The 21,522-nt window shown below is 72.7% G+C and carries 20 protein-coding genes; 10 read left to right on the forward strand and 10 right to left on the reverse strand.

Features of this window, described 5'->3' with window-relative positions:
• The first annotated feature begins 141 nt into the window (after positions 1 to 141).
• Together ACFC51_RS11395 and ACFC51_RS11400 are read left to right on the forward strand one after the other, a co-directional pair.
• The gene (locus ACFC51_RS11395) at positions 142 to 831 is read left to right on the forward strand and encodes a maleylpyruvate isomerase family mycothiol-dependent enzyme (RefSeq protein WP_376528229.1); all 690 of its coding nucleotides are present in this window, start codon (positions 142 to 144) and stop codon (positions 829 to 831) included.
• A gap of 10 nt (positions 832 to 841) precedes the next feature.
• Positions 842 to 1,498, forward strand: coding sequence for an MBL fold metallo-hydrolase (locus tag ACFC51_RS11400; protein ID WP_376372727.1), 657 nt, complete (start codon positions 842 to 844; stop codon positions 1,496 to 1,498).
• Positions 1,499 to 1,563: 65 nt separating this feature from the next.
• On the opposite strand, the gene ACFC51_RS11405 is transcribed toward ACFC51_RS11400, so the two are convergent.
• The 5 genes from ACFC51_RS11405 to ACFC51_RS11425 form a co-directional block, all read right to left on the reverse strand.
• On the reverse strand, positions 1,564 to 2,562 hold the full coding sequence (locus tag ACFC51_RS11405) for a TerC family protein (protein WP_376372725.1): 999 nt from the start codon (positions 2,560 to 2,562) through the stop codon (positions 1,564 to 1,566).
• A gap of 266 nt (positions 2,563 to 2,828) precedes the next feature.
• On the reverse strand, positions 2,829 to 4,778 hold the full coding sequence (locus tag ACFC51_RS11410; RefSeq protein ID WP_376528231.1) for a TerD family protein: 1,950 nt from the start codon (positions 4,776 to 4,778) through the stop codon (positions 2,829 to 2,831).
• A 122-nt stretch (positions 4,779 to 4,900) separates the two neighbouring features.
• On the reverse strand, positions 4,901 to 5,479 hold the full coding sequence (locus ACFC51_RS11415; RefSeq protein WP_073747806.1) for a TerD family protein: 579 nt from the start codon (positions 5,477 to 5,479) through the stop codon (positions 4,901 to 4,903).
• Positions 5,480 to 5,610: 131 nt separating this feature from the next.
• On the reverse strand, positions 5,611 to 7,731 hold the full coding sequence (gene uvrB / locus ACFC51_RS11420; RefSeq protein ID WP_376372719.1) for an excinuclease ABC subunit UvrB: 2,121 nt from the start codon (positions 7,729 to 7,731) through the stop codon (positions 5,611 to 5,613).
• A gap of 39 nt (positions 7,732 to 7,770) precedes the next feature.
• Positions 7,771 to 8,643 (reverse strand): MHYT domain-containing protein, encoded by an 873-nt coding sequence (locus ACFC51_RS11425; protein WP_376372716.1) that lies wholly within the window; start codon positions 8,641 to 8,643, stop codon positions 7,771 to 7,773.
• 214 nt (positions 8,644 to 8,857) lie between these two features.
• Between ACFC51_RS11425 and ACFC51_RS11430 the strand changes: the two genes are divergently transcribed.
• From ACFC51_RS11430 to ACFC51_RS11445, 4 genes are all read left to right on the forward strand, one after another.
• Positions 8,858 to 9,733 (forward strand): glycerophosphodiester phosphodiesterase, encoded by an 876-nt coding sequence (locus ACFC51_RS11430; protein ID WP_376372713.1) that lies wholly within the window; start codon positions 8,858 to 8,860, stop codon positions 9,731 to 9,733.
• A gap of 44 nt (positions 9,734 to 9,777) precedes the next feature.
• On the forward strand, positions 9,778 to 10,323 hold the full coding sequence (locus ACFC51_RS11435; protein WP_376372710.1) for a methylated-DNA--[protein]-cysteine S-methyltransferase: 546 nt from the start codon (positions 9,778 to 9,780) through the stop codon (positions 10,321 to 10,323).
• Positions 10,324 to 10,516: 193 nt separating this feature from the next.
• Positions 10,517 to 11,413 (forward strand): pseudouridine-5'-phosphate glycosidase, encoded by an 897-nt coding sequence (locus tag ACFC51_RS11440; RefSeq protein ID WP_376528641.1) that lies wholly within the window; start codon positions 10,517 to 10,519, stop codon positions 11,411 to 11,413.
• Positions 11,410 to 12,342 (forward strand): carbohydrate kinase family protein, encoded by a 933-nt coding sequence (locus tag ACFC51_RS11445; protein ID WP_376528233.1) that lies wholly within the window; start codon positions 11,410 to 11,412, stop codon positions 12,340 to 12,342. The genes ACFC51_RS11440 and ACFC51_RS11445 overlap by 4 nt, the downstream gene beginning before the upstream one ends.
• Positions 12,343 to 12,381: 39 nt before the next feature.
• Here ACFC51_RS11445 and ACFC51_RS11450 read toward each other — a convergent pair whose 3' ends face one another.
• Entirely contained in the window at positions 12,382 to 13,023 is a 642-nt protein-coding gene (locus ACFC51_RS11450; protein ID WP_376528236.1) for a uridine kinase, read from the reverse strand.
• A gap of 34 nt (positions 13,024 to 13,057) precedes the next feature.
• Here ACFC51_RS11450 and ACFC51_RS11455 point away from each other — a divergent pair, with 34 nt between their 5' ends.
• The gene (locus ACFC51_RS11455) at positions 13,058 to 13,423 is read left to right on the forward strand and encodes a nuclear transport factor 2 family protein (RefSeq protein ID WP_329227600.1); all 366 of its coding nucleotides are present in this window, start codon (positions 13,058 to 13,060) and stop codon (positions 13,421 to 13,423) included.
• A gap of 13 nt (positions 13,424 to 13,436) precedes the next feature.
• Here ACFC51_RS11455 and ACFC51_RS11460 read toward each other — a convergent pair whose 3' ends face one another.
• Both ACFC51_RS11460 and ACFC51_RS11465 read right to left on the reverse strand, forming a co-directional pair.
• The gene (locus ACFC51_RS11460; protein ID WP_376372703.1) at positions 13,437 to 13,949 is read right to left on the reverse strand and encodes a cupin domain-containing protein; all 513 of its coding nucleotides are present in this window, start codon (positions 13,947 to 13,949) and stop codon (positions 13,437 to 13,439) included.
• Positions 13,950 to 14,037: 88 nt separating this feature from the next.
• Complete coding sequence (locus ACFC51_RS11465; RefSeq protein ID WP_376528238.1) at positions 14,038 to 14,736, reverse strand: winged helix-turn-helix transcriptional regulator; 699 nt, start codon at positions 14,734 to 14,736, stop codon at positions 14,038 to 14,040.
• Between the two features lie 68 nt (positions 14,737 to 14,804).
• Between ACFC51_RS11465 and ACFC51_RS11470 the strand changes: the two genes are divergently transcribed.
• Genes ACFC51_RS11470 through ACFC51_RS11480 form a run of 3 tightly spaced genes read left to right on the forward strand, consistent with a single transcriptional unit; the run spans position 14,805 to position 17,245 of the window.
• A complete protein-coding gene (locus tag ACFC51_RS11470; RefSeq protein ID WP_376528241.1) occupies positions 14,805 to 16,016 on the forward strand; it encodes a pyridoxal phosphate-dependent aminotransferase in 1,212 nt (403 codons plus the stop codon).
• Positions 16,013 to 16,642, forward strand: a complete 630-nt coding sequence (locus ACFC51_RS11475; protein ID WP_376528244.1) for a peptidase — start codon at positions 16,013 to 16,015, stop codon at positions 16,640 to 16,642. Before ACFC51_RS11470 ends, ACFC51_RS11475 begins: the two co-directional genes overlap by 4 nt.
• Before the next feature lie 36 nt (positions 16,643 to 16,678).
• A complete protein-coding gene (locus ACFC51_RS11480; protein ID WP_376528247.1) occupies positions 16,679 to 17,245 on the forward strand; it encodes a DUF3574 domain-containing protein in 567 nt (188 codons plus the stop codon).
• Between the two features lie 66 nt (positions 17,246 to 17,311).
• Here the strand turns inward: ACFC51_RS11480 and ACFC51_RS11485 are convergent, their stop codons facing one another.
• Positions 17,312 to 18,589, reverse strand: a complete 1,278-nt coding sequence (locus tag ACFC51_RS11485; protein ID WP_376528249.1) for an SWIM zinc finger family protein — start codon at positions 18,587 to 18,589, stop codon at positions 17,312 to 17,314.
• Positions 18,586 to 21,489 carry a DEAD/DEAH box helicase gene (locus ACFC51_RS11490; protein WP_376528252.1) on the reverse strand — a complete coding sequence of 968 codons (2,904 nt, stop codon included), beginning with the start codon at positions 21,487 to 21,489 and terminating at the stop codon, positions 18,586 to 18,588. The genes ACFC51_RS11485 and ACFC51_RS11490 overlap by 4 nt, the downstream gene beginning before the upstream one ends.
• Positions 21,490 to 21,522: the final 33 nt, after the last annotated feature.

Genomic DNA, 21,522 nt, shown 5'->3' on the forward strand with positions numbered 1-21,522 from the left:
ACTGAGCCCCTGTCCCAGGGTATGGGGGGCGCCACAGCGATGTACGAAGCTTTCGACTCCGAGCGTATAGCACGCGCATTCGATTTAACGTCGGCCGAAGACTCCATCACCCGAATGGGTGGCGGGGGCTACGCTCGGCCCATGACTGATCATGCGCACGACCTGGAAGCTGTACGTGAAGCGACCGATCGACTGCTCAGTGCCATGGGCAAGCTGGACGACGGCGCCGTTGCCGAGCCGTCGCTCCTGCCGGGCTGGAGCCGCGGCCATGTTCTTGCCCACCTGTCACGTAACGCCGACGCCCTCGTAAATGTTCTCCGGGGACTCCCGATGTACGCGAACAGCGAAACCCGGGACGCCGACATCGAGCGTGACGCGCCCCGGCCCCTGGCCGGACACCTCGCCGACCTGCGTACGAGCAGGGACGCCCTCCTCTCCGCGGCCGAGGCACCCGCCGACTGGTCGCGCACGGTCACGTTGCGCAACGGGGTGACGGACTCCGCGTCCCGGATCCCCTTCCGCCGCCTGGCCGAGGTCGAGCTGCACCACGTCGACCTCGGGGTGGGCTACGAGCTGGAGGACCTTCCCGAGGATTTCGTGACCCGGGAGAACGACTTCCTGGCCGAGCGGTTCGCCGGGCACCCCGCCGTGGTCGCCACGACCGCAGTCACCCCGGACGGCCGTCTGTGGACCACGGGCGGGGGCGCCGAGGGCGCTCCGGTCACCGTCCGGGGCACGGCGCCCGGCATCCTCGGCTGGCTCAGCGGACGCCGCGACGGCTCGGCTCTCACCGCCGAAGGCGGCAGCCTTCCCGCACTGCCCCCGCTATAGGCTGCGTCACATGACGTACAGCGGAACGGTCAGGGTCGGCGGCCCTGCGGATGTGCACGAACTGACGGATCTGATGATCTCCAAGGTCGCCGTCGGTCCGATGAACAACAACGCGTACCTGCTGCGCTGCCGGGCCACCGGCGAGCAGCTCCTGATCGACGCGGCGGACGAGGCCGGGACCCTGCTCCGGCTGATCGGCCCGGACGGCATCGCCTCCGTCGTCACGACGCACCGCCACCCCGACCACTGGCAGGCGCTCGGCGAGGTCGTGGCGGCCACCGGGGCACGGACGTACGCGGGGAAGTACGACGCCGAGGGCATCCCGGTCCCCACCGACGAGCTCGTCGAGGACGGCGGCACGATCCGGGTGGGCCGCGTCACGCTGTCCGCGCGGCACCTGACCGGCCACACCCCGGGGTCCGTCGCCCTGGTCTACGACGACCCGCACGGGGCGCCGCACGTGTTCACCGGCGACTGCCTCTTCCCCGGCGGCCTGGGCAAGACGCGCAACGACCCCAAGGCCTTCGCGAGCCTGTTCCACGACGTGGAGACCAAGCTCTTCGACCGGCTGCCGGACGAGACGTGGGTCTACCCGGGACACGGTCACGACACCACGCTGGGCGCCGAGCGCCCCCACCTGCCGGAGTGGCGCGAGCGCGGCTGGTGAACGGTCGACGGCCGACGGCCGGGTGCCCCCTTCCGGGGCCCCGGCCGTCGGTCCGTCGGTCCGCGCTACTTCTCCGCGGTGACGTTCTCGCTGTCGCTCTTCCCCTCCTCGGCCTCCCGGGCCGCCGTCTTCTTGTTGGCGATCAGGCTGGTGATCGTGGTGACCACCAGGACGCCGCAGATGAAGGAGAGGGAGAACGGGATGGAGATCTCCGGGACGTGCACCCCGGACTCGTGCAGGGCGTGCAGCACGAGCTTGACGCCGATGAACCCGAGGATCACCGAGAGCCCGTAGCTGAGGTGGACCAGCTTCTTCAGCAGACCGCCGATGAGGAAGTACAGCTGACGCAGGCCCATCAGGGCGAAGGCGTTGGCGGTGAAGACGATGTACGGGTCCTGGGTCAGACCGAAGATCGCCGGGATGGAGTCCAGCGCGAACAGCACATCGGTCGTGCCGATGGCGAGCATGACCACCATGAGGGGGGTCATGACGCGCTTGCCGTTCTTCTGGATGAAGAGCTTCGTCCCGTGGTAGCGGTCGGCGACACCGAAGCGGTGCTCGATCGACTTCAGGAGGCGGTTCTCCTCCCAGTCCTCCTCGTCCTCGTCGGCCCTGGCCTCCTGGATGAGCTTCCAGGCGGTGTAGATCAGGAACGCGCCGAAGATGTAGAAGATCCACGAGAAGTTGGCGATGACCGCGGCACCGGCCGCGATGAAGATCGCACGCAGCACCAGGGCGATCAGCACACCGACGAGCAGCACCCGCTGCTGGAGGTGGGAGGGCACCGAGAACTTCGCCATGATCAGGACGAAGACGAAGAGGTTGTCCACACTGAGGGACTTCTCGGTGATGAAGCCGGCGAAGAACTCGCCCGAGGCCTGGCTTTCGCCGAAGACCAGCAGACCGAGCCCGAAGAGCGCGGCCAGCGCGATCCAGACGATGGTCCAGATACCGGCTTCCTTGGTCGACACGTCATGGGGCTTGCGCCCGATGAAGAAGTCGACGGAGATGAGGGCGACGAGACCGAGAATGGTCAGCGTCCAGAGAGTCCATGAAACGTCCACTGCGCCTCCGGCAGTTCGCTACGGCTATAGATCAGCGTCGTCGCTGCCGGAGGTCTCTTCCACCCGGGGGCGCGGGATGCGCGCCGGGCCGACGCCCCGGGACCGGTCACAGTCCGTACTGACGGGAACGCCGCGATCGGGAGTACTCCCCTCCGCACCAAGAACAGTACATGAAGCACCAAGAAACGGTAAAGTCCGTGCCAAGGTGTGATCAAAATGCCTGGTCAGGGCCTATTCGGGCCGAATCTGAAGTGCCGTCACCGGCGTCAGCGGTAGCCCGCGCGCCGGGCCGCCGCCACCAGGGCGAGGACCTGCTCCAGGACGTTGCTGCCGCGCGGGGCCCTCAGCGGCTCGTACGTCCAGGCGTGCCCCACCCACGGGTCGGCGAGGTGGTCGTCCGCCACGGGTGTGATCCGCAGGAGGGACCTCCACAGCGGGTCGAGCACGGGCCCGTAGGCCCGGGCGTCCTCCCGGTCGGCCACCATCAGCAGGTGCACACCGACGGAAGGACCCTCGTCCGCCAGATAGCGCAACTGGGTGACGGCCCTGTCGTCGAAGCCGTGCGGGAAGTCGTTGACGATCAGCAGGTGCTCCCCCGGGTCGAGGTCCGGGGGCAGCGCGTCCGCCGCACCGGCCCTGACCGCCATCTGCACCAGATCGACGCGCCGGGTGAGATGGGCGAGGACCGCGGACACCCCGTCCGCCCCCGCGGCGGGCGGCCCGGCGAGCACCCCGGAGCGCACGAGGGGCGCGAGGGAGCCGGCGGCGGCACCGGCCGGATCGATGACGTGCACGGAGAACTCGTCCGCGGGATAGACGGCGAGCAGCCGCGCGGCCAGGGCGACGGCGGTCTCCATGGCCAGCACCCGCAGCTGGTCCCCGGACGTCGCCGCGGCGGCCTCGGAGGCCGTACGGCCGCTGTCCACCCAGATCCCCCGCTCCAGGGGCAGCCGCACCAGCAGCGGGATGCGCAGGCCGGCGCTCTCGGGCAGCCGCAGGTCGCCGATGCGCAGGGCCATCGGGATCTCCATGGGGACGCGGTAGCCGTGCCAGACGGGGTTGTCCCAGCCCGCGTAGGAGGCGGGCAGGGCCGGCTCCACGACGGCGGACTCGGCGACGAGCTGGGCGAGATCCCGCTCCAGCGCCTCCCGCGCCCGGCCGGTGAGCTCGTCGCGCTTCGCCCGCGCCTCCTCGCGGGCGCGGTCGCCCGTACCGCCGATGCGGCTGCGCGGGTCGGAGAGGGTCCGGTCGAGCTCCTGGTCCATCCGGGACTCGGCGAAGTCGACGGCGCTGCGGTAGGCGGCGACGGCCCGGGCGAAGTCCTCGAACATGCCCCAGATCTGGTTGTAGAGGCGCTCGTCCATGGACCAGCCGGTGGCGTCACCGGCGACGGGCTGCGCCGGGCGGCCGGGCTCGGCGGGCGGGGCCGCCGGAGGGGGCGGGGGCGGTGCCGAGGTCTGACGGCGCGGGTGCGCGTAGTCGATGGGCCCGCCCGGAGCGACGTCGGGGGGCGGAGGGGTCCGGTCACGGAGCGGTTCGGTGGCCGGCTCGGGGACCTGCGGGGCGGCGGGCGGGCGGCTGCCGTCACCGGGGGCTCCGGGGCCCGCCGGGTGCCCCACCCGCTCGCTGTCCGGGGTGCGGGGCGGGGGCGTCACCGAGCGGGCGAGCCCGGAGGCGACGGCCTCCTGTATCGCGGCGGCCAGCTCGGCCGCCTCCGCCACCCCCTGGTCGGCGAGCATCCCGGCGAGGCCCGCGGCGTACCCCTGGCCCACGGCGCGGACCTTCCAGGCGCCCTGGCGGCGGTAGAGCTCCAGAGCCGACACGGCGGACTCGGAGTCGAGTCCGGTCAGCGTGAAGGTGGCGATCTCGGCACCGTCGAGGCCGGTGACGGCGACGAAGGGCGCGGCCACCGCACCGAACGTGGCAGGCCGCCCGGCCCCCGCGGGCAGGGCGAGGAGCACGGTGACGCGGTGCACCGTGGCGGGCAGGGCGTCGAGGTCCACGGCCAGCCGGTGGTCGGCCGCCGCCTGCCTGGACACCTCCAGGCCGGGCAGCCGGTGCGCTCCCGGATGGGCGATCCACTCGACGCCGCGGACCGTGCCCCGCTCGTCCCCGAGCGTGGCCCCGGCCACGACGGGTGAGCCCGCCGACACCCTGATCTCCAGACGGGTCTGGGGCAAGGTGTGGTTCTGCCCCCGGACCAGCTCGGCCGTCATCGCCCTGTCCCCTCGACGTTCGGTGTGGTGCCCTGCCATGGACGCAGCTCCCGGCGGCGGGTGCCTCCGGGAGCTGCTCGTACAGTTCTGCGGACCGGGTCTCGCCCGTGTCCTGCTCTCGCCTACAGGTGCGGCAGGATCGCCGGCATCAGGTCCTGGAAGGTCCGGCCGTTGGCCGGGTTGCCGAGCGCGGTCATCTGCCAGCCGTTGCCCGAGCGGTGCACCTTCGCCATGATCTGCGCCGTGTACTGGCCGCCGCCGTCCAGCGTGTAGCGGGCGAGCTCCTGGCCGTTGGTCTCGTCGACGATGCGGCAGAAGGCGTTCTGCACCTCCTGGAACGTCTGGCCGGTGAACGAGTTCACCGTGAAGACGATCTGGTCGATGTGGACCGGGACCCGCTGCAGGTCGACCAGGATCGCCTCGTCGTCGCCGCCCGAACCGGCACCGCCGACCAGGTTGTCACCGGTGTGCTTGACCGAGCCGTCGTCGCTGACGAGGTGGCGGAAGAACACGACGTCCACGGGCTGCTTGTCGGCGAAGAGCACCGCCGAGGCGTCCAGGTCGATCTCCCGCGTACGCGAGCCGAACAGCCCACGTCGCGGGGCCGCCTGCCAGCCGAGCCCCATCCGTACCGCGGTCAGGGTCCCCCCGTCGCTCTTCTGCAGGCTGATGGCCTGGCCCTTGGTCATGTTGACCGTCACGCGCTGTCCCCTCTCCGCTGCCCCGCAACCGTCCGTGTGCGGTTTCCCCGCACCCTACGCAGTCCCAGGAGCCGGTAAGGAGTGGTGGGCCGTTTTTGTGTCGGTCCTGCAACACTGCGGCACCCCAGGGGTCAGGCGAGCCCCGCCTCCCTCATCTGACGCAGCTCCTTCTTCAGCTCGCCGACCTCGTCGCGCAGCCGCGCGGCCACCTCGAACTGCAGGTCGGCGGCGGCGGCCCGCATGCGGTCCGTCATCTCCTCGATGATCCCCGCGAGCTCCGCGGCGGGCCGGTCGGTGACCACCGGGGCGCCCTTCTTCGCCTTGCCCCCCGGGGCCGCCTTGCCGCCCAGCGAGGGGACGGGCGCCTTGGTGTCCTTGGACTGCCGGTAGCCGGTACCGAGCAGCTGCTCGGTGTCGACCTCCTCGCGCGCGATGGACGCGACGATGTCGTTGATCTTCTTGCGGAGCGGCTGGGGATCGACCCCGCGCTCCGTGTTGTAGGCGATCTGCTTCTCGCGGCGGCGGTTGGTCTCGTCGATGGCCTGCGCCATCGCCGGGGTGACCTTGTCGGCGTACATGTGGACCTGCCCCGAGACGTTACGGGCGGCACGGCCGATGGTCTGGATCAGTGACGTGCCGGAGCGCAGGAAGCCCTGCTTGTCCGCGTCGAGGATGGCCACCAGCGACACCTCGGGCAGGTCGAGGCCCTCCCGCAGGAGGTTGATGCCGACCAGGACGTCGTACTCGCCGGAGCGCAGCTCACGCAGGAGCTCGATGCGGCGCAGCGTGTCGACGTCGCTGTGGAGGTAGCGGACCTGGATGCCCAGCTCCAGGAAGTAGTCGGTGAGGTCCTCGGACATCTTCTTGGTGAGGGTGGTGACCAGGACGCGCTCGTCCTTCGCGGTCCGCTCGCGGATCTCGTGGACCAGGTCGTCGATCTGGCCCTCCGTGGGCTTGACGACGACCTCCGGGTCGACGAGCCCGGTGGGCCGGATGATCTGCTCGACGAATCCGTCGCCCCGGGACAGCTCGTACTTCCCGGGGGTGGCGGAGAGGTAGACCGTCTGGTTGATCCGGCCAAGGAACTCCTCCCACTTCAGCGGTCGGTTGTCCAGGGCGGAGGGAAGCCTGAAACCGTGGTCGACGAGGGTCCGCTTGCGGGAGGCGTCGCCCTCGTACATCGCGCCGATCTGCGGGACGGTGACGTGCGACTCGTCCAGGACGAGGAGGAAGTCCTCGGGGAAGTAGTCCAGGAGGGTGTTCGGGGCGGTGCCGGGCGAGCGGCCGTCGAAGTGCATCGAGTAGTTCTCGACGCCGGAGCAGGTGCCGATCTGGCGGAGCATCTCGATGTCGTACGTCGTGCGCATCCGCAGCCGTTGGGCCTCCAGCATCTTGCCCTGCTTCTCCAGCTCGGCGAGGCGCTCCCCCAGCTCCTGCTCGATGCCGGTGACCGCCTTCTCCATGCGCTCGGGACCCGCCACGTAGTGGCTGGCGGGGAAGACGTGGAGCGAGGTGTCCTCACTGATCACCTCGCCGGTGAGCGGGTGGAGGGTCGAGAGCGCCTCGATCTCGTCGCCGAACATCTCGATGCGGACGGCGAGCTCCTCGTAGACCGGGAAGATCTCGATGGTGTCGCCCCGCACCCGGAACGTGCCGCGGGTGAACGCGAGGTCGTTGCGGGTGTACTGGATCTCGACGAAGCGGCGCAGCAGCTGGTCGCGGTCGACCTCGTCGCCGACCTTGAGCTGGACCATGCGGTCCACGTACTCCTGCGGGGTGCCCAGGCCGTAGATGCAGGAGACGGAGGCGACCACGACGACGTCGCGACGGGTGAGCAGCGAGTTCGTGGCGGAGTGCCGGAGCCGCTCGACCTCCTCGTTGATCGAGGAGTCCTTCTCGATGTAGGTGTCCGACTGCGGAACGTACGCCTCGGGCTGGTAGTAGTCGTAGTACGAGACGAAGTACTCGACGGCGTTGTTCGGGAGGAGCTCGCGGAACTCGTTGGCCAGCTGGGCGGCGAGTGTCTTGTTCGGCGCCATCACGAGGGTGGGCCGCTGCAGCTTCTCGATCATCCAGGCGGTCGTCGCCGACTTGCCCGTGCCGGTCGCGCCGAGCAGCACGACGTCCTTCTCACCTGCCCGGACGCGCCGGTCCAGCTCCGCGATGGCCGCGGGCTGGTCACCGCTGGGCTGGTAGGGACTGACGACCTCGAAAGGCGCCACCGAACGTTCGATCTCCGAGACTGGCCGCATGCAACCACCGTACGACCCCGCACTGACAACGGCGGAGGATCAGCGGTTCCGCGACTGCCGGTACGCCCTGCGGGAGGCGGTCTGGTAGGCGGGTGTGCGGGGGTGCCGGACGGGGATCGAGGTCATCGGTGCGCCGCGCCGCGGCTGGTGCCCGAGCGGCCGGCCCGCCCCCTCCGGGGTGCCGGTCACGACCAGGGGGTCGATCATCACGACGACCGCCGCGAGCAGCAGGAAGCAGCCGGGCCCGATCATCATCGGCAGGAGCAGCGAGGTGGGGTCCTCACCGGGGGGCGCGGGTGCGGCGTCGGGGTGGATGTGCACCTGGAGCGCGGCCATGCCCGTGTAGTGCATCCCGCTGACGGCCACTCCCATGACCACGCTCGCGCAGAGGCTCGGCAGGAAGCCGTGGACGGAGACGGCCGCCCAGAGCGAGGCGGTCGCGGCCACCACGGCGATGACGACGGAGAGCGACACCGTGAGCGTGTCGTACTCGAACACCCCCCCGAAGTTCATTCCGGCCATGCCGAGGTAGTGCATGGAGGCGACCCCGAGACCGGTGATCGTCCCGCCGGTGACCAGTGCCATGCGGGTCGCGCCCCGGTAGCCGACGAGGAAGATGCCGATCCCGACCATCCCGACGCCCACGGCGAGGCTGGCGTAGGTGAGGGGCCTGTCGTAGCTGACCGGCGCCTCCCGGACGCTGAAGCCCAGCATCGCGATGAAGTGCATCGTCCAGATGCCGGACCCGATGGAGGTCGCACCGAGGGCCAGCCAGCCGGCTCTGGCCACGCCTCGCGTGCGCAGGGACCGCGTGGTGCACCGGAGACCGAGCGCGGCGCCGAGGCACGCCATGAGGAACGCCGTGACGGGGGTCACGGCGCCGTAGGTGAATCCGTCAACTGTGCCCTGCATGCTGGTACGCCCTTCGCGGTGTGCCCGGGTTCGGGGTGACCCTAAAGGGCAAGGCCCGGCAAGCAAACATAAGAACGGCATTTTATCCGCCTCCGGGACCTCCGCGGATTCGGTGCCTGACAATCCGTTCACAACACGGCCACCATCGTCCTCCCCTCCGTTGGGGGTCGGATGCGAGTCTCTGCATGTCCGCATCCCGACGCGAGGAGTACACGTGTCCGCACGCACAGCAACCGCCTCCGGTGCCGTCGCCGCCCTGCTCGGCGCCTGCGCCCTGCTGCCCGCCGGCCCCGCCCAGGCCTCCGGCACCCAGGACGCCCCGGTCGTCTACGCCCACCGGGGCGCGTCCGCCTACGCCCCGGAGAACACCCTGGCCGCCGTGGACGCGGCCGACCGCCTGGGCATCGGCTGGGTGGAGAACGACGTGCAGCTCACCAAGGACGGTGTGCTGGTCGTCGTCCACGACACCACGCTGAGCAGGACCACGGACGCCGAGGAGGTCTTCCCGGGCCGCGCGCCCTGGGCGGTCAAGGACTTCACCGCGGCGGAGATCGCGAAGCTGGACGCCGGCAGCTGGTTCGGCGCCGGTTTCGCGGGGGCCCGGGTGCCGACGCTCACGCAGTACCTGCACCGTCTGGAGCGCAACCGGCAGAAGCTGCTCCTGGAGATCAAGAGCCCGGAGATCTACCCGGGGATCGAGAAGGAGACCCTGCGTGTCCTGGGTGAGGAGGGGTGGCTCGACCGCGGCCACGTCAGGCACCGGCTGATCATCCAGAGCTTCGGTGCAGAGAGTGTGAAAAATGTTCATGTTCAGCGGCCGGACGTCGTCACCGGCTTCCTGGGCACCCCCGCGGTGGCCGATCTCCCGTCGTACGCCGCGTTCACCGACCAGATCAATCCGTCGTACACGACCATCGGCGCGGACTACGTCGCCGCGGTGCAGAAGCTGAAGGGCGCCCACGGCAAGCCGCTCCAGGTGAACACCTGGACGGTGAACGACGCGGCGAAGGCGGCGGAGGTGGCCGGCTTCGGCGTGGACGGCATCATCACGAACAACCCCGACACGGTCCGGGACGCCACCCGCCGGTAGCCCGGCGGGACGGCGTTGTCGGTGGCCGGCCGTACCGTGGTCGCATGGACAGCAACGAGCGGGTCGTGGAGTGGTCCGTCGTGCCGAGCGGCATCGGCCCCCTGCTGCTCGCGGCGACCCCCGCGGGCCTGGTGACCGTGGCCTTCCACGCCCGCCCCGCGGTCCGGGACGCGACGCTCGGACAGCTGCGGGCGCGGCTGGGCGCGGAGCCCGTGGAGGCCCCGGACTCCGCGCGGCTGGCCGGTCCGGTGCGCCAGCTCACGGCGTATTTCGCCGGGGAGCTGCGGGAGTTCTCCCTCGGTCTGGACTGGTCGCTGAGCTCGGGCTTCCACCGCGAGGTGCTGCGCGAGCTGGCCTCCGGAGTGCCGTGGGGGACGGTCGTGGGGTACGGGGACCTGGCGCGCCGCGTCGGTCAGCCCGGGGCCGCGCAGGCCGTGGGGGCGGCCATGGGCTCCAACCCGCTGCCGGTGGTGGTTCCGTGCCACCGCGTGGTGGAGAGCGGCGGAGGGCTCGGCGGTTTCGGTGGCGGGCTGGAGACGAAGCGGCAGCTGCTGGCGCTCGAAGGGATACTCCCGCAGCCGCTGTTCTGAGGTCTCCGGCCGCGGCCGAGGGCCTGCCGGCCTCCGGGTGCGGGGAGCGGCGGCCGATCTCCCGGGCGGCCGGGCGGGTTTGCGGGCCCGGCAGCCGCGACAGGGATGGGGCATGCCTCTGAATCCATCGGCACCTCCGTCGCAGGAAGACCCGTCGGCATCCCTCGCCCGCCGGACCGCCGGCCCCGCCCTCGTGCTCGCCGAGGAGGTGCGGGAGGCCCTCGCCGTCCACCGCCCCGTGGTGGCCCTGGAATCGACGATCATCGCGCACGGGCTGCCGCGCCCGCGCAACCTCCGGGTGGGCCGGGAGCTGGAGGAGCTCGTGCGGAAGGCAGGCGCGGTCCCCGCGACCGTCGCGGTGCTGGACGGGCGGGCCCGGGTGGGCCTGGACGACGCCCAGCTGGAGCGGATCGCGGGTGATCCGGGCGTACGCAAGCTGGGCCACCGCGATCTCGCGCCCGCGCTCGCCCTGGGTGCCACGGGGGCCACCACGGTGTCCGCGACGGCCTTCCTCGCGGCGCGGGCCGGTGTGGCCGTCTTCGCCACCGGAGGGCTCGGCGGCGTGCACCGCGCGTGGACGCGGACGCAGGACGAGTCCGCGGACCTCCGGCTGCTCGCCAGGACCGGGATCACCGTGGTCTGCGCCGGTGTGAAGTCGATCCTGGACGTGCCCGCCACCCTGCAGCGCCTGGAGACCCTGGGCGTCGGTGTGCTCGGTTACGGCACGGAGTGGTTCCCCGGCTTCTACCTGAGCAGTTCCGGCGAGCCGGTCGACTGGACGGTCCGCACCCCGCAGGAGGTCGCGGCCGTGATGGAGGCCCGGGAGGCGCTGGGCGGGCCGGCGGCGGCGCTGGTCGTCGCCAACCCCGTACCGGAGGAGGAGCAGTTGGACCCCGCGCTGCACGACCGGGTGCTCGCGGAGGCCCTGGAGTCCTGCCGGAGGCAAGGGATCACGGGGCAGGCCGTCACCCCGTTCCTGCTGGAGTTCCTGATGCGGGAGACGGGCGGCGCGTCGCTGGAGGCCAACCTCGCGGCCGTACGCGGGAATGTGCGGCTGGCCGCGCGGATCGCCGTCGCGGCCTCGCGGTGAGCGGGGGCGGCGGTCCGGGGAGCGGGGGGCACGGCAGCGCGGCGGGCGGCCTGCTCGTCGTCGGGGAGGTCGTCACCGACATCGTCGTACGGCACGGGCCTGCGCCGCTCCGCGGCACGGACACGCCTGCGCGGATCACCACTCTGCCGGGCGGGGCCGGGGCCAACGCCGCCTGCTGGACGGCGCGTTCGGGCTGCCGTGACGTACGGCTGCTCGCCCGGGCGGGGGCGGACTCCGCGGCCTGGCACCGGGAGGCGCTGCGGCGGGCGGGGGTGCGGCCGCTCCTCTCCGTGGACGAGGGGGCTCCGACCGACACGGTGGTGGCACTGGTGGACTCCTCGGCCGAGCGCACCTTCCTCACCGACAGCGGGGCGGTGCACCGCCTGTCCCCCGGCGACTGGTCCTCCTCGCTGCTCGACGGCGCCGCCCGGCTCCATGTGTCCGGCTATCTCCTCTTCGCGCCGACGAGCAGGGCGACCGCGGTGCTCGCCCTGCGGGACGCACGGCGCCGGGGTGTCCCGGTGAGTGTGGACCCCGCCTCCGCCGGCTTCCTCGCCGTCCTGGGAGCCGGAGCCTTCCTCGATCTCGTCGAGGGGACCGACCTGCTGCTGCCCAACGCGGACGAGGCCCGCGAGCTGACCGGGCTGCCGGACCCTTCCGACGCCGCGGCCAAGCTGAGCCGTCATGTCGGGCGGGTCGCCGTGACCGTCGGGGACCGGGGCGTCGTGCTGGCGGCCGGAGGCGAGGTGACCGCGCGGGTGCCCGCCGCGGCGGTCCGCACCCCGGTCGACTCGACGGGCGCGGGAGACGCCTTCACCGGCGGCTTCCTCGCCGCCCTCATCGCCGGGGCGGACGACGTCGCGGCGGCCGCGGCGGGCTGCCGGGCCGGGGCCGAGGCGGTCGCGACGGTCGGAGGCCGCCCCGCGTGACGCCCCGGCCGTCCTCCCGGGGCGTCACCGCGGAGCGCCTCAGCCGCCGAGCCCCGTCCAGGCGGGGTGGTGCGGGTCGTCGGCCCGGACGACCGCGTCCGCCCGCTCGGCGGGCGCGGTCTCGTCCTCGTACCGCGCGAAGGCGGGCAGCGTCCACCGCTCGCCCTCCTCCGTACGCCGTCGCAGCGCCCCCGGGGAGAGGCTCAGATGGAGTGCGAGGTCGAAGGGGAACCAGTGACCGAGGAGCATCGGGCCGTGCAGGATCAGCGCCCCGCCCTCGGGGAGCACCGCGTAGGGGCTGCGGGTCGCCCGGTCCGTCTCCGGGTTCCAGAGGTCGGGCAGGACACGGCCGCTGCCGCCCGGCTCCAGAGGGCGGAAGACCTCGCGCCAGAGCGCCCCGGTGTCGAACCAGCTGTCGGCGTAGGAGTCCGGGTCCTGCTTGCCGTATTCGTAGCGCAGGCTGGCCGGGCGCAGGAATCCGCCGGTGGAGACGGTGAGCGCCGGGCGCCCGCGGGCGCGCAGCGCCTCGGCGAGGTGGCCGGCGGCCTCCTCGGGGCGGGCGGCCGGGGCGCCGTCGACGCCGATCCTCAGCCAGGGCCCCCCGTCGGCCGGCTGGACTCCGTCGGCGTGGGCGGCGAGGATGCGGGCCAGCCGCTCCCAAGTGATGGGTTTAAAGTGCACGCATCCATCATCGTCCTGTCGCAGGATGTTCCGTATGGATCTCACCTTCGCCCGTCGTTTCGCCGCCCGTTGGCAGGACGACTGGAACTCCCACGACCTCGACCGCATCCTCGCGCACTACCACGACGACGTGACCTTCAGCTCGCCCATGATCGCCCGGTTGACGGGTGACCCGGCCGGGACCGTGTACGGCAAGGACGCGCTGCGCGCGTACTGGGCGGCGGGGCTGGAGCGGATCCCCGATCTGAGGTTCGAGGTGATGGACGTGCGGGCGAGCGTCGACGCGCTCGTGATCGACTACCTCAACCAGATCGGCGGCAGGGTGAGCGAGGTGCTGACCTTCCGGGACGGCCTGGTCGTGGCGGGCTTCGGCGCCTACGGCGAGACGCCCGCCAACTGACCTGCCGCTCCGGCTAGGTCGCCGCCGGGCAGTCCACCGCGTCGGCGTCGTAGGAGAGTTCGCTGCCCTCGGGGAGGAGGTAGGTCACCCACAGCACGACGGGTTCGGTCCCGAGATTGCGCCCGATGTGCCGGTGCCGGGCTCCGGACGGCTCGATGAAAGACGTTCCGGCGGGTGTCGCCTCGACCGTGCAGTCGTCGAGGGTCCGGGTGAGCATCCCCGACTTGACGACGACGATCAGCTGTCCGCTGTGGGTGTGCCAGCCGGTGGAGCCGCCGGGTGCCACGGTGATCTCCCGGAAGGTGACGTCCGTCCGGCCTTTGGGGGTCTTGATCTTGAGCTTGCCCTCGGACGTGCCCTTGGCCACGACGGTGGCGGTCACCCCGCTTCCCGGCGTGGCGACCGCCACCGCCGGCACGAGACCGAGCGCCGCCACGCAGACCCCCACGAGGGGCACCTTGCGCAGCGCTCTCCGCCGTCCCGCGCTCTTCCCGTCCCTCACACCGGCCGCGCCGTCGATCCCCATGAACGCCTCCTCAGCATCCGATCACCGAACGGGCTTACGTTACCGCCGAGTTGGCTGAAAAGCGTCAGATGTGCACGAGCCGGATACGTCAGGTTCGAGCGGGCCGGCCGCCGCGGAGTCCGTCGGCGAGCGGGCCCTCGCCGAGCACCTCGGCCCGGCCGTCCGCGACAGCCTCCGCGAGGGTGCACGCACCGCGGGCGAGATCCAGGGCGGCCTCCCCGCCGAGCACCAGGCACGCGTCAGGGCGGTCGGCCGGACCGTAGCCGTACACCGCGCCCCCCTCCGCCTCCGCGCCCGTACGGATGTGGAACTCACCCTCCGGGAGCCTGACGTCGAGCAGTCCGCCGTGGGCGAGGCCGCCCAGGACCCGGAGGAGCGGCAGGGCGAACCAGTGGGCCCGGACCGCGTCCGTGGGGCGATGTTCGCCGAGCGCCGGCGCACCCCACTCCGCGAGTGCGGCGAGGACCGGGAGCAGGCCGCGGCCGCGCTCGGTGAGTTCGTAGACGGCTGCCGCCGCCGGGGGCGGCAGCCGGCGGCGCACGGCCAGACCGCCCTGCTCCATGTCCCTCAGCCGGGAGGCCAGCACATCCGTGCTGACTCCGGGCAGATCGGCGTGCAGATCCGTGTAGCGGCGCGGACCGGCCAGCAGTTCACGGACGATCAGCAGGGTCCACCGGTCGCCGACGGAGTCGAGGGCGCGGGCGGCGGGGCAGAACTGGTCGTAGCTCCGACGGCGGGCGGGGCGGGCGGGCTGCTGCTGACGTGGCATGCGACGCAGTCTAGACATGTTGTTGGACTTTCCAAGCCCGAGCTTGGTAAAACCAAGTATCGCAATTCGCGGCGGGGAGGCACCACATGGAGTTCCGGCAGTCCAGCAAGCTCAACGACGTCTGTTACGAGATCAGGGGGCCGGTCATCGAGCAGGCCGACGCCCTGGAGGAGGCGGGCCACAGCGTGCTCCGCCTCAACACGGGCAATCCGGCGCTCTTCGGCTTCGAGGCTCCGGAGGAGATCGTCCAGGACATGATCCGGATGCTCCCCCGGGCGCACGGCTACACCGACTCGCGCGGCATCCTGTCCGCCCGCCGCGCCGTCGCGCAGCGCTACCAGGCGATGGGGCTGGACGATGTCGGCGTGGACGACGTCTTCCTCGGCAACGGGGTGTCCGAGCTGATCTCCATGGCCGTGCAGGGGCTGCTGGAGGACGGCGACGAGGTGCTGATCCCGAGCCCCGACTATCCGCTCTGGACCGCCGTCACCACGCTCGCGGGCGGGAAGGCCGTCCACTACACCTGCGACGAGGGCGCGGACTGGAACCCCGACCTCGCCGACATGGCCTCGAAGATCACCGACCGCACCCGGGCCATGGTGATCATCAACCCGAACAACCCGACGGGCGCGGTCTACCCCCGCGAGGTCCTCGACGGCATGCTCGACCTGGCGCGCCGGCACGGGCTGATGGTGTTCGCCGACGAGATCTACGACCAGATCCTGTACGACGACGCCGAGCACCACAGCGTCGCGGTCCTCGCCCCCGACCTGCTCTGCCTCACCTTCAGCGGGCTGTCCAAGACGTACCGCGTCGCGGGCTTCCGCTCGGGCTGGATGGTGGTCTCGGGCCCGCGGCAGCACGCCAGCAGCTATCTGGAGGGGCTCACGATGCTGGCCTCCATGCGGCTCTGCCCCAACGCCCCCGCGCAGTACGCGATCCAGGCGGCGCTCGGCGGCCGGCAGTCGATCAAGGAGCTCACCGCTCCGGGCGGCAGGCTCCACGAGCAGCGGAACCGGGCCTGGGAGCGGCTCAACGAGATCCCCGGCGTGTCGTGCGTGAAGCCGAAGGGCGCCCTGTACGCCTTCCCCCGCATCGATCCGAAGGTCCACGACATCGTCGACGACGAGCGGTTCGTGCTGGATCTGCTGCTGCGGGAGAAGATCCAGGTGGTGCAGGGCACCGGCTTCAACTGGCCGCGCCCGGACCACTTCCGCATCCTCACCCTTCCGCACGCCGACGACCTGGACGCGGCGATCAGCCGCATCGGCCGCTTCCTGAACGGATACCGCCAGTGACCTGCCCGGCCTGCCTGACCCCCGTGCACACCCAGTTCGCCTCACCCGGCCTGGTGGAGGCGATCGTGGAGGGCGGGCTCGATCCGGCCGAGGACCCCGGCTGGGCCGGTTCGGGCGCCGCGTCGCCCGCCGAGTACGCCCGCTGGGCAGGTCATCTGTGCGGTGTGACCTGCCTGCGCATGGCGCTCGGCGACGGGGCGCCGTCCCTGTTCGCCCTGCGGGACGGGGCGCTGGAGTACGGCGCGTACACCGAGGACGCCCACGGGGTGATCAAGGGGCTGGTGTACGCCCCCTTCGCCCGGTACGCCTCCGAGGTCCACGGCCTCGACGCGGTCGTCCACCGGCACCTCTCCCCCGCCGGGATCCTGGACCTGCTGGACGAGGGCCGCACGGTGATGGCCTCCGTGCACTACGGGATCCGGCACCCGGACCGGCCCGCTCCGGGGCGCGGGGGCCATCTCGTGCTGCTGACCTCCCGTACGGCCGACGGGACCGGCGTGCACCTCCACAACCCGTCGGGGACGACGGCCACGACACGCGCGGCCGACCTTCCGGTGCCCGTGTTCGAGCGCTTCTTCGCGGGCCGCGGGGTCTCCCTGCCCGGCGTCCCGGTGACGCGCGCGTAGCGGCTCACCCTTACGGATGGTCCGGCCGGATTCCACATGTCCCGCCGCACGGATGCCGGGGTCCCGTGCCACGGTGGGCCGGACCCGTCCGCGCCCTCCCTGGAGACCACCGTGCCGCGTACGCCCGTACCGCCGGAGCCGCGCCCAGGGCGCCCCGCCCGGCGCACCGTCCTCGTGGCGGCCGTCGCTGCCTGCGCCGTGGCGGCCGGTGGAGCACCCCTCGCGTACGCCACCCTCAGCGACGACGTGCCACGGTCCGCGGCCGCGCGGGGCACGGCCTACGTCGAGACGCGCCTCCTCTTCGGCACCGAACGCCCGGACGGCAGTCCCGCCGTGACCGGCGGTCAGTTCCGTTCGTTCATCGACCGGCAGGTCACCCCGTCCTTCCCGGAGGGGCTCACGGTCCAGGAAGGGCGCGGGCAGTGGCGTGACTCCCGCGGAGTGATCGAGCGGGAGCGTTCGTACGAACTGATCCTGCTGTACCCCGCGTCGGAGGCCCGTCTGCGGGACCCGCGGATCGAGCGGATCCGCGCCGCGTACGAGAAGGCGTACGCGCAGGACTCGGTGGCCCGACTGGACGCGCACACCCTCGCCGACTTCTGAGGGGCCCGGCCGCACCGCGTCTGTCCGGCGGGCGGGCGGCTCGTGGACCGGGCCGGCCTCGCGGGGTCAGCCGCGCAGGGCGATGAGAGCGGCGACCGGGTCGGGGTCCGGTGCGGACCGGGGCCACCAGTCGTCCTCCCCCGGGTCCGACTCGTAGCCGTACCAGCGGCTGTCGTGGCCGAAGCGGAGCTGGAGGGTGCCCCCCGCGTTGGTGAGGTGGTTCCGCCAGGGCTGGAAGCGCGGGAAGTCGGCCGCCGCGAGAGCGGGCCGGGCACGGTCGAACGGGCCTGCCGGAGGGTCCCAGGGGGTCTCCAGGACGTCCAGCCCCTCGGCGCCGCCCTGCCGCCAGGCGGCGACGGCGCGTGCCAGGTCGGTGGTGCTGCGGCCGGTGGCGAAGGCCAGCTCGCGGTAGAGCGCCCTCGTCGTGCCGGTGAGTCCGGCGGTGGGGCGGGACGCGGCGATCCGCACGGCGTCCTGCCAGGTGCTGAGCCCGGCGAGCGGGTCCTCCCCGGTGGTGAGCAGGGTGTGGGCGCGGGCGGCGGCATCCGTGGCGAGGTGGTCGAGGCCGAGCGGATCGCGTGCGCCGGGCAGCTCCGGGTAGGACGGCGGCTCGCCGGGGCACGGCGGCACGGGCAGGGGTGCGGGCAGGGGAGGCAGGAACCGTCCGGCCAAGGCCTCGTCGGCCGCGACCGAAGGCATGGCGGGGGCCTCGGGGCGCTCACGCGCGGAGTGCTCGGCGTTGCGGCGGCCCAGCTCGTCGAGGAGCTCCCGCTCGCCCCTCCCGCGCATCAGCAGCAGGACGAACGGATCGCTGTCCAGCAGCCGTGCCGTCTGGTAGCAGAGAGCCGCGACGTGCTTGCAGGGCCAGCCCCGGTCGGGGCAGGAGCAGTCCGGGTCGAGGTCCCCGGCGGTGGGCAGCAGGCGGATACCGGCCTCGCCCGCCGTGTCGACCAGGGAGTGCGGCATCTCCTTGTCGAGCAGCGCGGACAGGTGCCCCGGCCGGGACGCTACGGCGTCCAGCAGGGTGTCCCAGTCGGCCGCCGGGAACGTGCGCAGGCGCAGCTCCGCGCGGTAGGGGCGGGGGCGGCTGCCGTGGACGTAGGCGATGACCCGGCCGGGAGTGACGGTGACCGCGGCGACATGGCCGCCGTCCGCGTACGTACGGCCGCGGGCGAGCCGCCCCTCGTCCATCGACAGGGCTTCCAGGGCGTCCACCCAGGCCCGGCCCCACCAGCTCTCGGCGAACGGCCCGTCGGCGTCGGAGGTGCGGGCGGGCACTGCTTCGAAGGTGCGCCGCAGGTCGTCGGGGCCCGGCCGGGCCGCGGGGCCCGTGCCGGGGCTCATGACGCCCTCCGGAGGGAGACGAGGTCGGCCAGGTCGCGGTCGCTGAGCTCGGTCAGGGCGGCCTCGCCGGAACCGAGCACCGCGTCGGCGAGGACCCTCTTGGACGCGAGCAGTTCGCCGATCCGGTCCTCGACGGTGCCCTCGGCGATCAGCCGGTGGACCTGCACGGGCTGGGTCTGGCCGATGCGGTACGCGCGGTCGGTGGCCTGTTCCTCCACCGCCGGGTTCCACCACCGGTCGTAGTGGATGACATGGGCGGCCCGGGTGAGGTTGAGTCCCGTGCCGGCCGCCTTGAGGGAGAGCAGGAAGACGGGGACCTCGCCCGACTGGAAGCCGTCCACCATCCGCTCCCGCTCGGGAACCGGGGTGCCGCCGTGCAGCAGCTGGGACGGGATGGCGCGGGAGGCGAGGTGGGCGGAGAGGAGCCTGGCCATCGACACGTACTGGGTGAAGATCAGGACCGAGCCGTCCTCGGACAGGATGGTGTCGAGGAGTTCGTCGAGCAGGGCGAGCTTGCCGGAGCGCCCGGTGAGCCGGGTCGGCTCCTCCTTCAGGTACTGCGCCGGGTGGTTGCAGATCTGCTTGAGCGAGCCCAGCAGCTTCATGACCAGCCCGCGCCGCGCGATGCCCTCCGCCTGTTCGATGAAGGCCATCGTCTCGCGGACGGCCGCCTCGTAGAGCGTGGCCTGTTCCCGGGTGAGGAAGACGGGGTGGTCGGTCTCGGTCTTGGGCGGCAGCTCCGGGGCGATGCCCGGGTCGGACTTCCTGCGGCGCAGCAGGAAGGGGCGGACCAGCCGGGAGAGCCGCTCGACCGCGTCCTCGTTGCCCAGCCCGGCCGCGGTGCCGGTGTTCTCGACGATCCTGGCGTGCCGGGCGCGGAACGCCTTCAGCGGGCCGAGCAGCCCGGGGGTGGTCCAGTCGAGCAGCGCCCACAGCTCGGAGAGGTTGTTCTCGACGGGGGTGCCGGTCAGGGCGACCCGGGCCGGGGCGGGGATGGTGCGCAGCGCCCGGGCCGTCGAGGAGTGCGGATTCTTCACGTGCTGTGCCTCGTCGGCGACGACCAGCCCCCAGGTGTGGCCGGCGAGCTGCTCGGCGCCGGAGCGCATCGTGCCGTACGTCGTCAGGACGAAACCCCCGTCGGCGCCGTCCAGGGTGCGGTCGGTGCCGTGGAAGCGGCGCACGGGGACTCCGGGGGCGAAGCGGTTGATCTCGCGGTGCCAGTTGCCGAGGAGGGAGGCGGGACAGACGACCAGGGTGGGGGCGGCGTGGGCGCGGTGCAGGTGCAGCGCGATGACGGTGATCGTCTTGCCGAGCCCCATGTCGTCGGCGAGGCAGCCGCCGAGGCCGAGCGAGGTCATCCGGTCCAGCCAGGCCAGGCCGCGCAGCTGGTAGTCGCGGAGTGTGGCGTCGAGACCGGGCGGCGCCGGGAGGGTGGCTTCCTCGTCGAGGATCCGCTCGCGGAGCGCGGCAAGGGCCCCGGCCGGCACGGCGTCGACCTGTTCCCCGTCGACCTCGGCGCTGCCGGTCAGGGCGACGGCGAGGGCGTCCACCGGGTCCAGGAGGCCGAGCTGTCGCTTGCGCGCCTTGCGGACGAGCGCGGGATCCACGACGACCCACTGGTCACGCAGCCGCACCACCGGGCGGTGCGCCTCCGCCAGGGTGTCCATCTCGGCCTCGGTGAGCCGGTCGTCGCCCAGGGAGAGCTGCCAGTCGAACGCGAAGAGCTGCTCGGCGTCGAAGAAGGAGGTGCCGTCGGTGGCCGAGCCCGGCGCCGGCCGGACGACGGCCGCCGCCGTGAGCGACCTGGCGAGCTCCCGGGGCCAGTGGACCGCCACCCCCGCCGCCGCGAGCCGCGCCCCGGCCGCGCCGATCAGCTCGCCGAGCTCCTCCTCGGTGACGGCGAGCACGTCGGGGACGGGCTGGTCCAGCAGCCGCTCCAGCGGGGGCCAGATGCGGGCGGCGCGGCGCAGGGCGAGCACGGCGTCGATCCGGGCCCTCGGCCCGAAGGGCTCGCCCGCACCGCCGGCCCACAGCGTGGCCGCGTCGGTGACGTAGGTCGGATCGGCCAGGCTGTGCACCTGGGTGACGGCGGCGGCGGCGTGCCGGGCCCCCGCCGTCCTGGGCGCTTCCTGCTCGCTGTCCGTACCGTCCGCGCCGTCCCCGCCGGACGCGTCGAAGAGGTCGTACGCGGAGAGGTCGAGCCGGAGCGAGACGCGCACCCCCGCGTCGAGTCCGGCGGCCACCTCGACGGCCCAGGCCCGGGCCTCCGGCAGGTGCTGCGCCTCGGGGGCGGCGAAGGGGGCTCCCAGGGCGTGCGCGGCTGCGGGGGTCCGGGGGAGGGTGTCGGCGACGGCGTCGAGGAACGCGCCGATCAGCGCACGGGGTTCGGGGACCCGCAAGGGTGTGCCGTCCAGCGGGACCGCGTACCCCTCGAACGGCATGGCGGCGGCGACGGCCCTGAGGTGGGCCATGTCCTCGGCGTCACGCGGCCCGGCCCGCCAGGCGTCGTGGTCCCCCGCCGTCAGCCCGGGCAGGAGTCTGCCCCGCGCCACCAGGGTGAGGGCGTGCAGGGCCGCCGCTCCCCACGCACGGGTGGCGGGGTGGGCGACGGCGCGGTGCCGGGCCCGGGCGAGGAGGGGCAGCGCCTCACCGACGGAGAGCACCACGGCCGGGACGGTCAGGGTGCCGGCTCCCCCGGCGCCGTACGGGCGGCCGGCGACGGTGAGCTCGACGACCGGGTACGCGGAACCCGCGGACACGGGGTCGGGGCCCGTGAGGTCCACGGTCCCTTCGGGGTCCCAGAAGGCGATCCGGCCGTCCCTGGGCAGAGCTCCGGGCACGAAGACCGCGGCGCACCGCAGCAGCCGCTCGACGGGTACGTCCTGCACCTGCCGCTCCATGTCCACCGCCCCTCCCGATCCGCCGGGTCGCAC

Origin of the sequence: Streptomyces sp. NPDC055962 (assembly GCF_042270185.1) — a bacterium.
Taxonomy (GTDB): domain Bacteria; phylum Actinomycetota; class Actinomycetes; order Streptomycetales; family Streptomycetaceae; genus Streptomyces.

Excerpts from the sequence above, each read along its gene's own strand:
- ACFC51_RS11395 (WP_376528229.1), top strand. The coding sequence starts at position 142 with ATGACTGATCATGCGCACGACCTGGAAGCTGTACGTGAAGCGACCGAT.
- ACFC51_RS11400 (WP_376372727.1), top strand. The coding sequence starts at position 842 with ATGACGTACAGCGGAACGGTCAGGGTCGGCGGCCCTGCGGATGTGCAC.
- ACFC51_RS11410 (WP_376528231.1), bottom strand. The coding sequence starts at position 4,778 with ATGACGGCCGAGCTGGTCCGGGGGCAGAACCACACCTTGCCCCAGACC.
- uvrB (WP_376372719.1), bottom strand. The coding sequence starts at position 7,731 with ATGCGGCCAGTCTCGGAGATCGAACGTTCGGTGGCGCCTTTCGAGGTC.
- ACFC51_RS11425 (WP_376372716.1), bottom strand. The coding sequence starts at position 8,643 with ATGCAGGGCACAGTTGACGGATTCACCTACGGCGCCGTGACCCCCGTC.
- ACFC51_RS11435 (WP_376372710.1), top strand. The coding sequence starts at position 9,778 with ATGGACAGCAACGAGCGGGTCGTGGAGTGGTCCGTCGTGCCGAGCGGC.
- ACFC51_RS11455 (WP_329227600.1), top strand. The coding sequence starts at position 13,058 with ATGGATCTCACCTTCGCCCGTCGTTTCGCCGCCCGTTGGCAGGACGAC.
- ACFC51_RS11460 (WP_376372703.1), bottom strand. The coding sequence starts at position 13,949 with ATGGGGATCGACGGCGCGGCCGGTGTGAGGGACGGGAAGAGCGCGGGA.
- ACFC51_RS11465 (WP_376528238.1), bottom strand. The coding sequence starts at position 14,736 with ATGTCTAGACTGCGTCGCATGCCACGTCAGCAGCAGCCCGCCCGCCCC.
- ACFC51_RS11470 (WP_376528241.1), top strand. The coding sequence starts at position 14,805 with ATGGAGTTCCGGCAGTCCAGCAAGCTCAACGACGTCTGTTACGAGATC.
- ACFC51_RS11480 (WP_376528247.1), top strand. The coding sequence starts at position 16,679 with ATGTCCCGCCGCACGGATGCCGGGGTCCCGTGCCACGGTGGGCCGGAC.
- ACFC51_RS11485 (WP_376528249.1), bottom strand. The coding sequence starts at position 18,589 with ATGAGCCCCGGCACGGGCCCCGCGGCCCGGCCGGGCCCCGACGACCTG.
- ACFC51_RS11490 (WP_376528252.1), bottom strand. The coding sequence starts at position 21,489 with ATGGAGCGGCAGGTGCAGGACGTACCCGTCGAGCGGCTGCTGCGGTGC.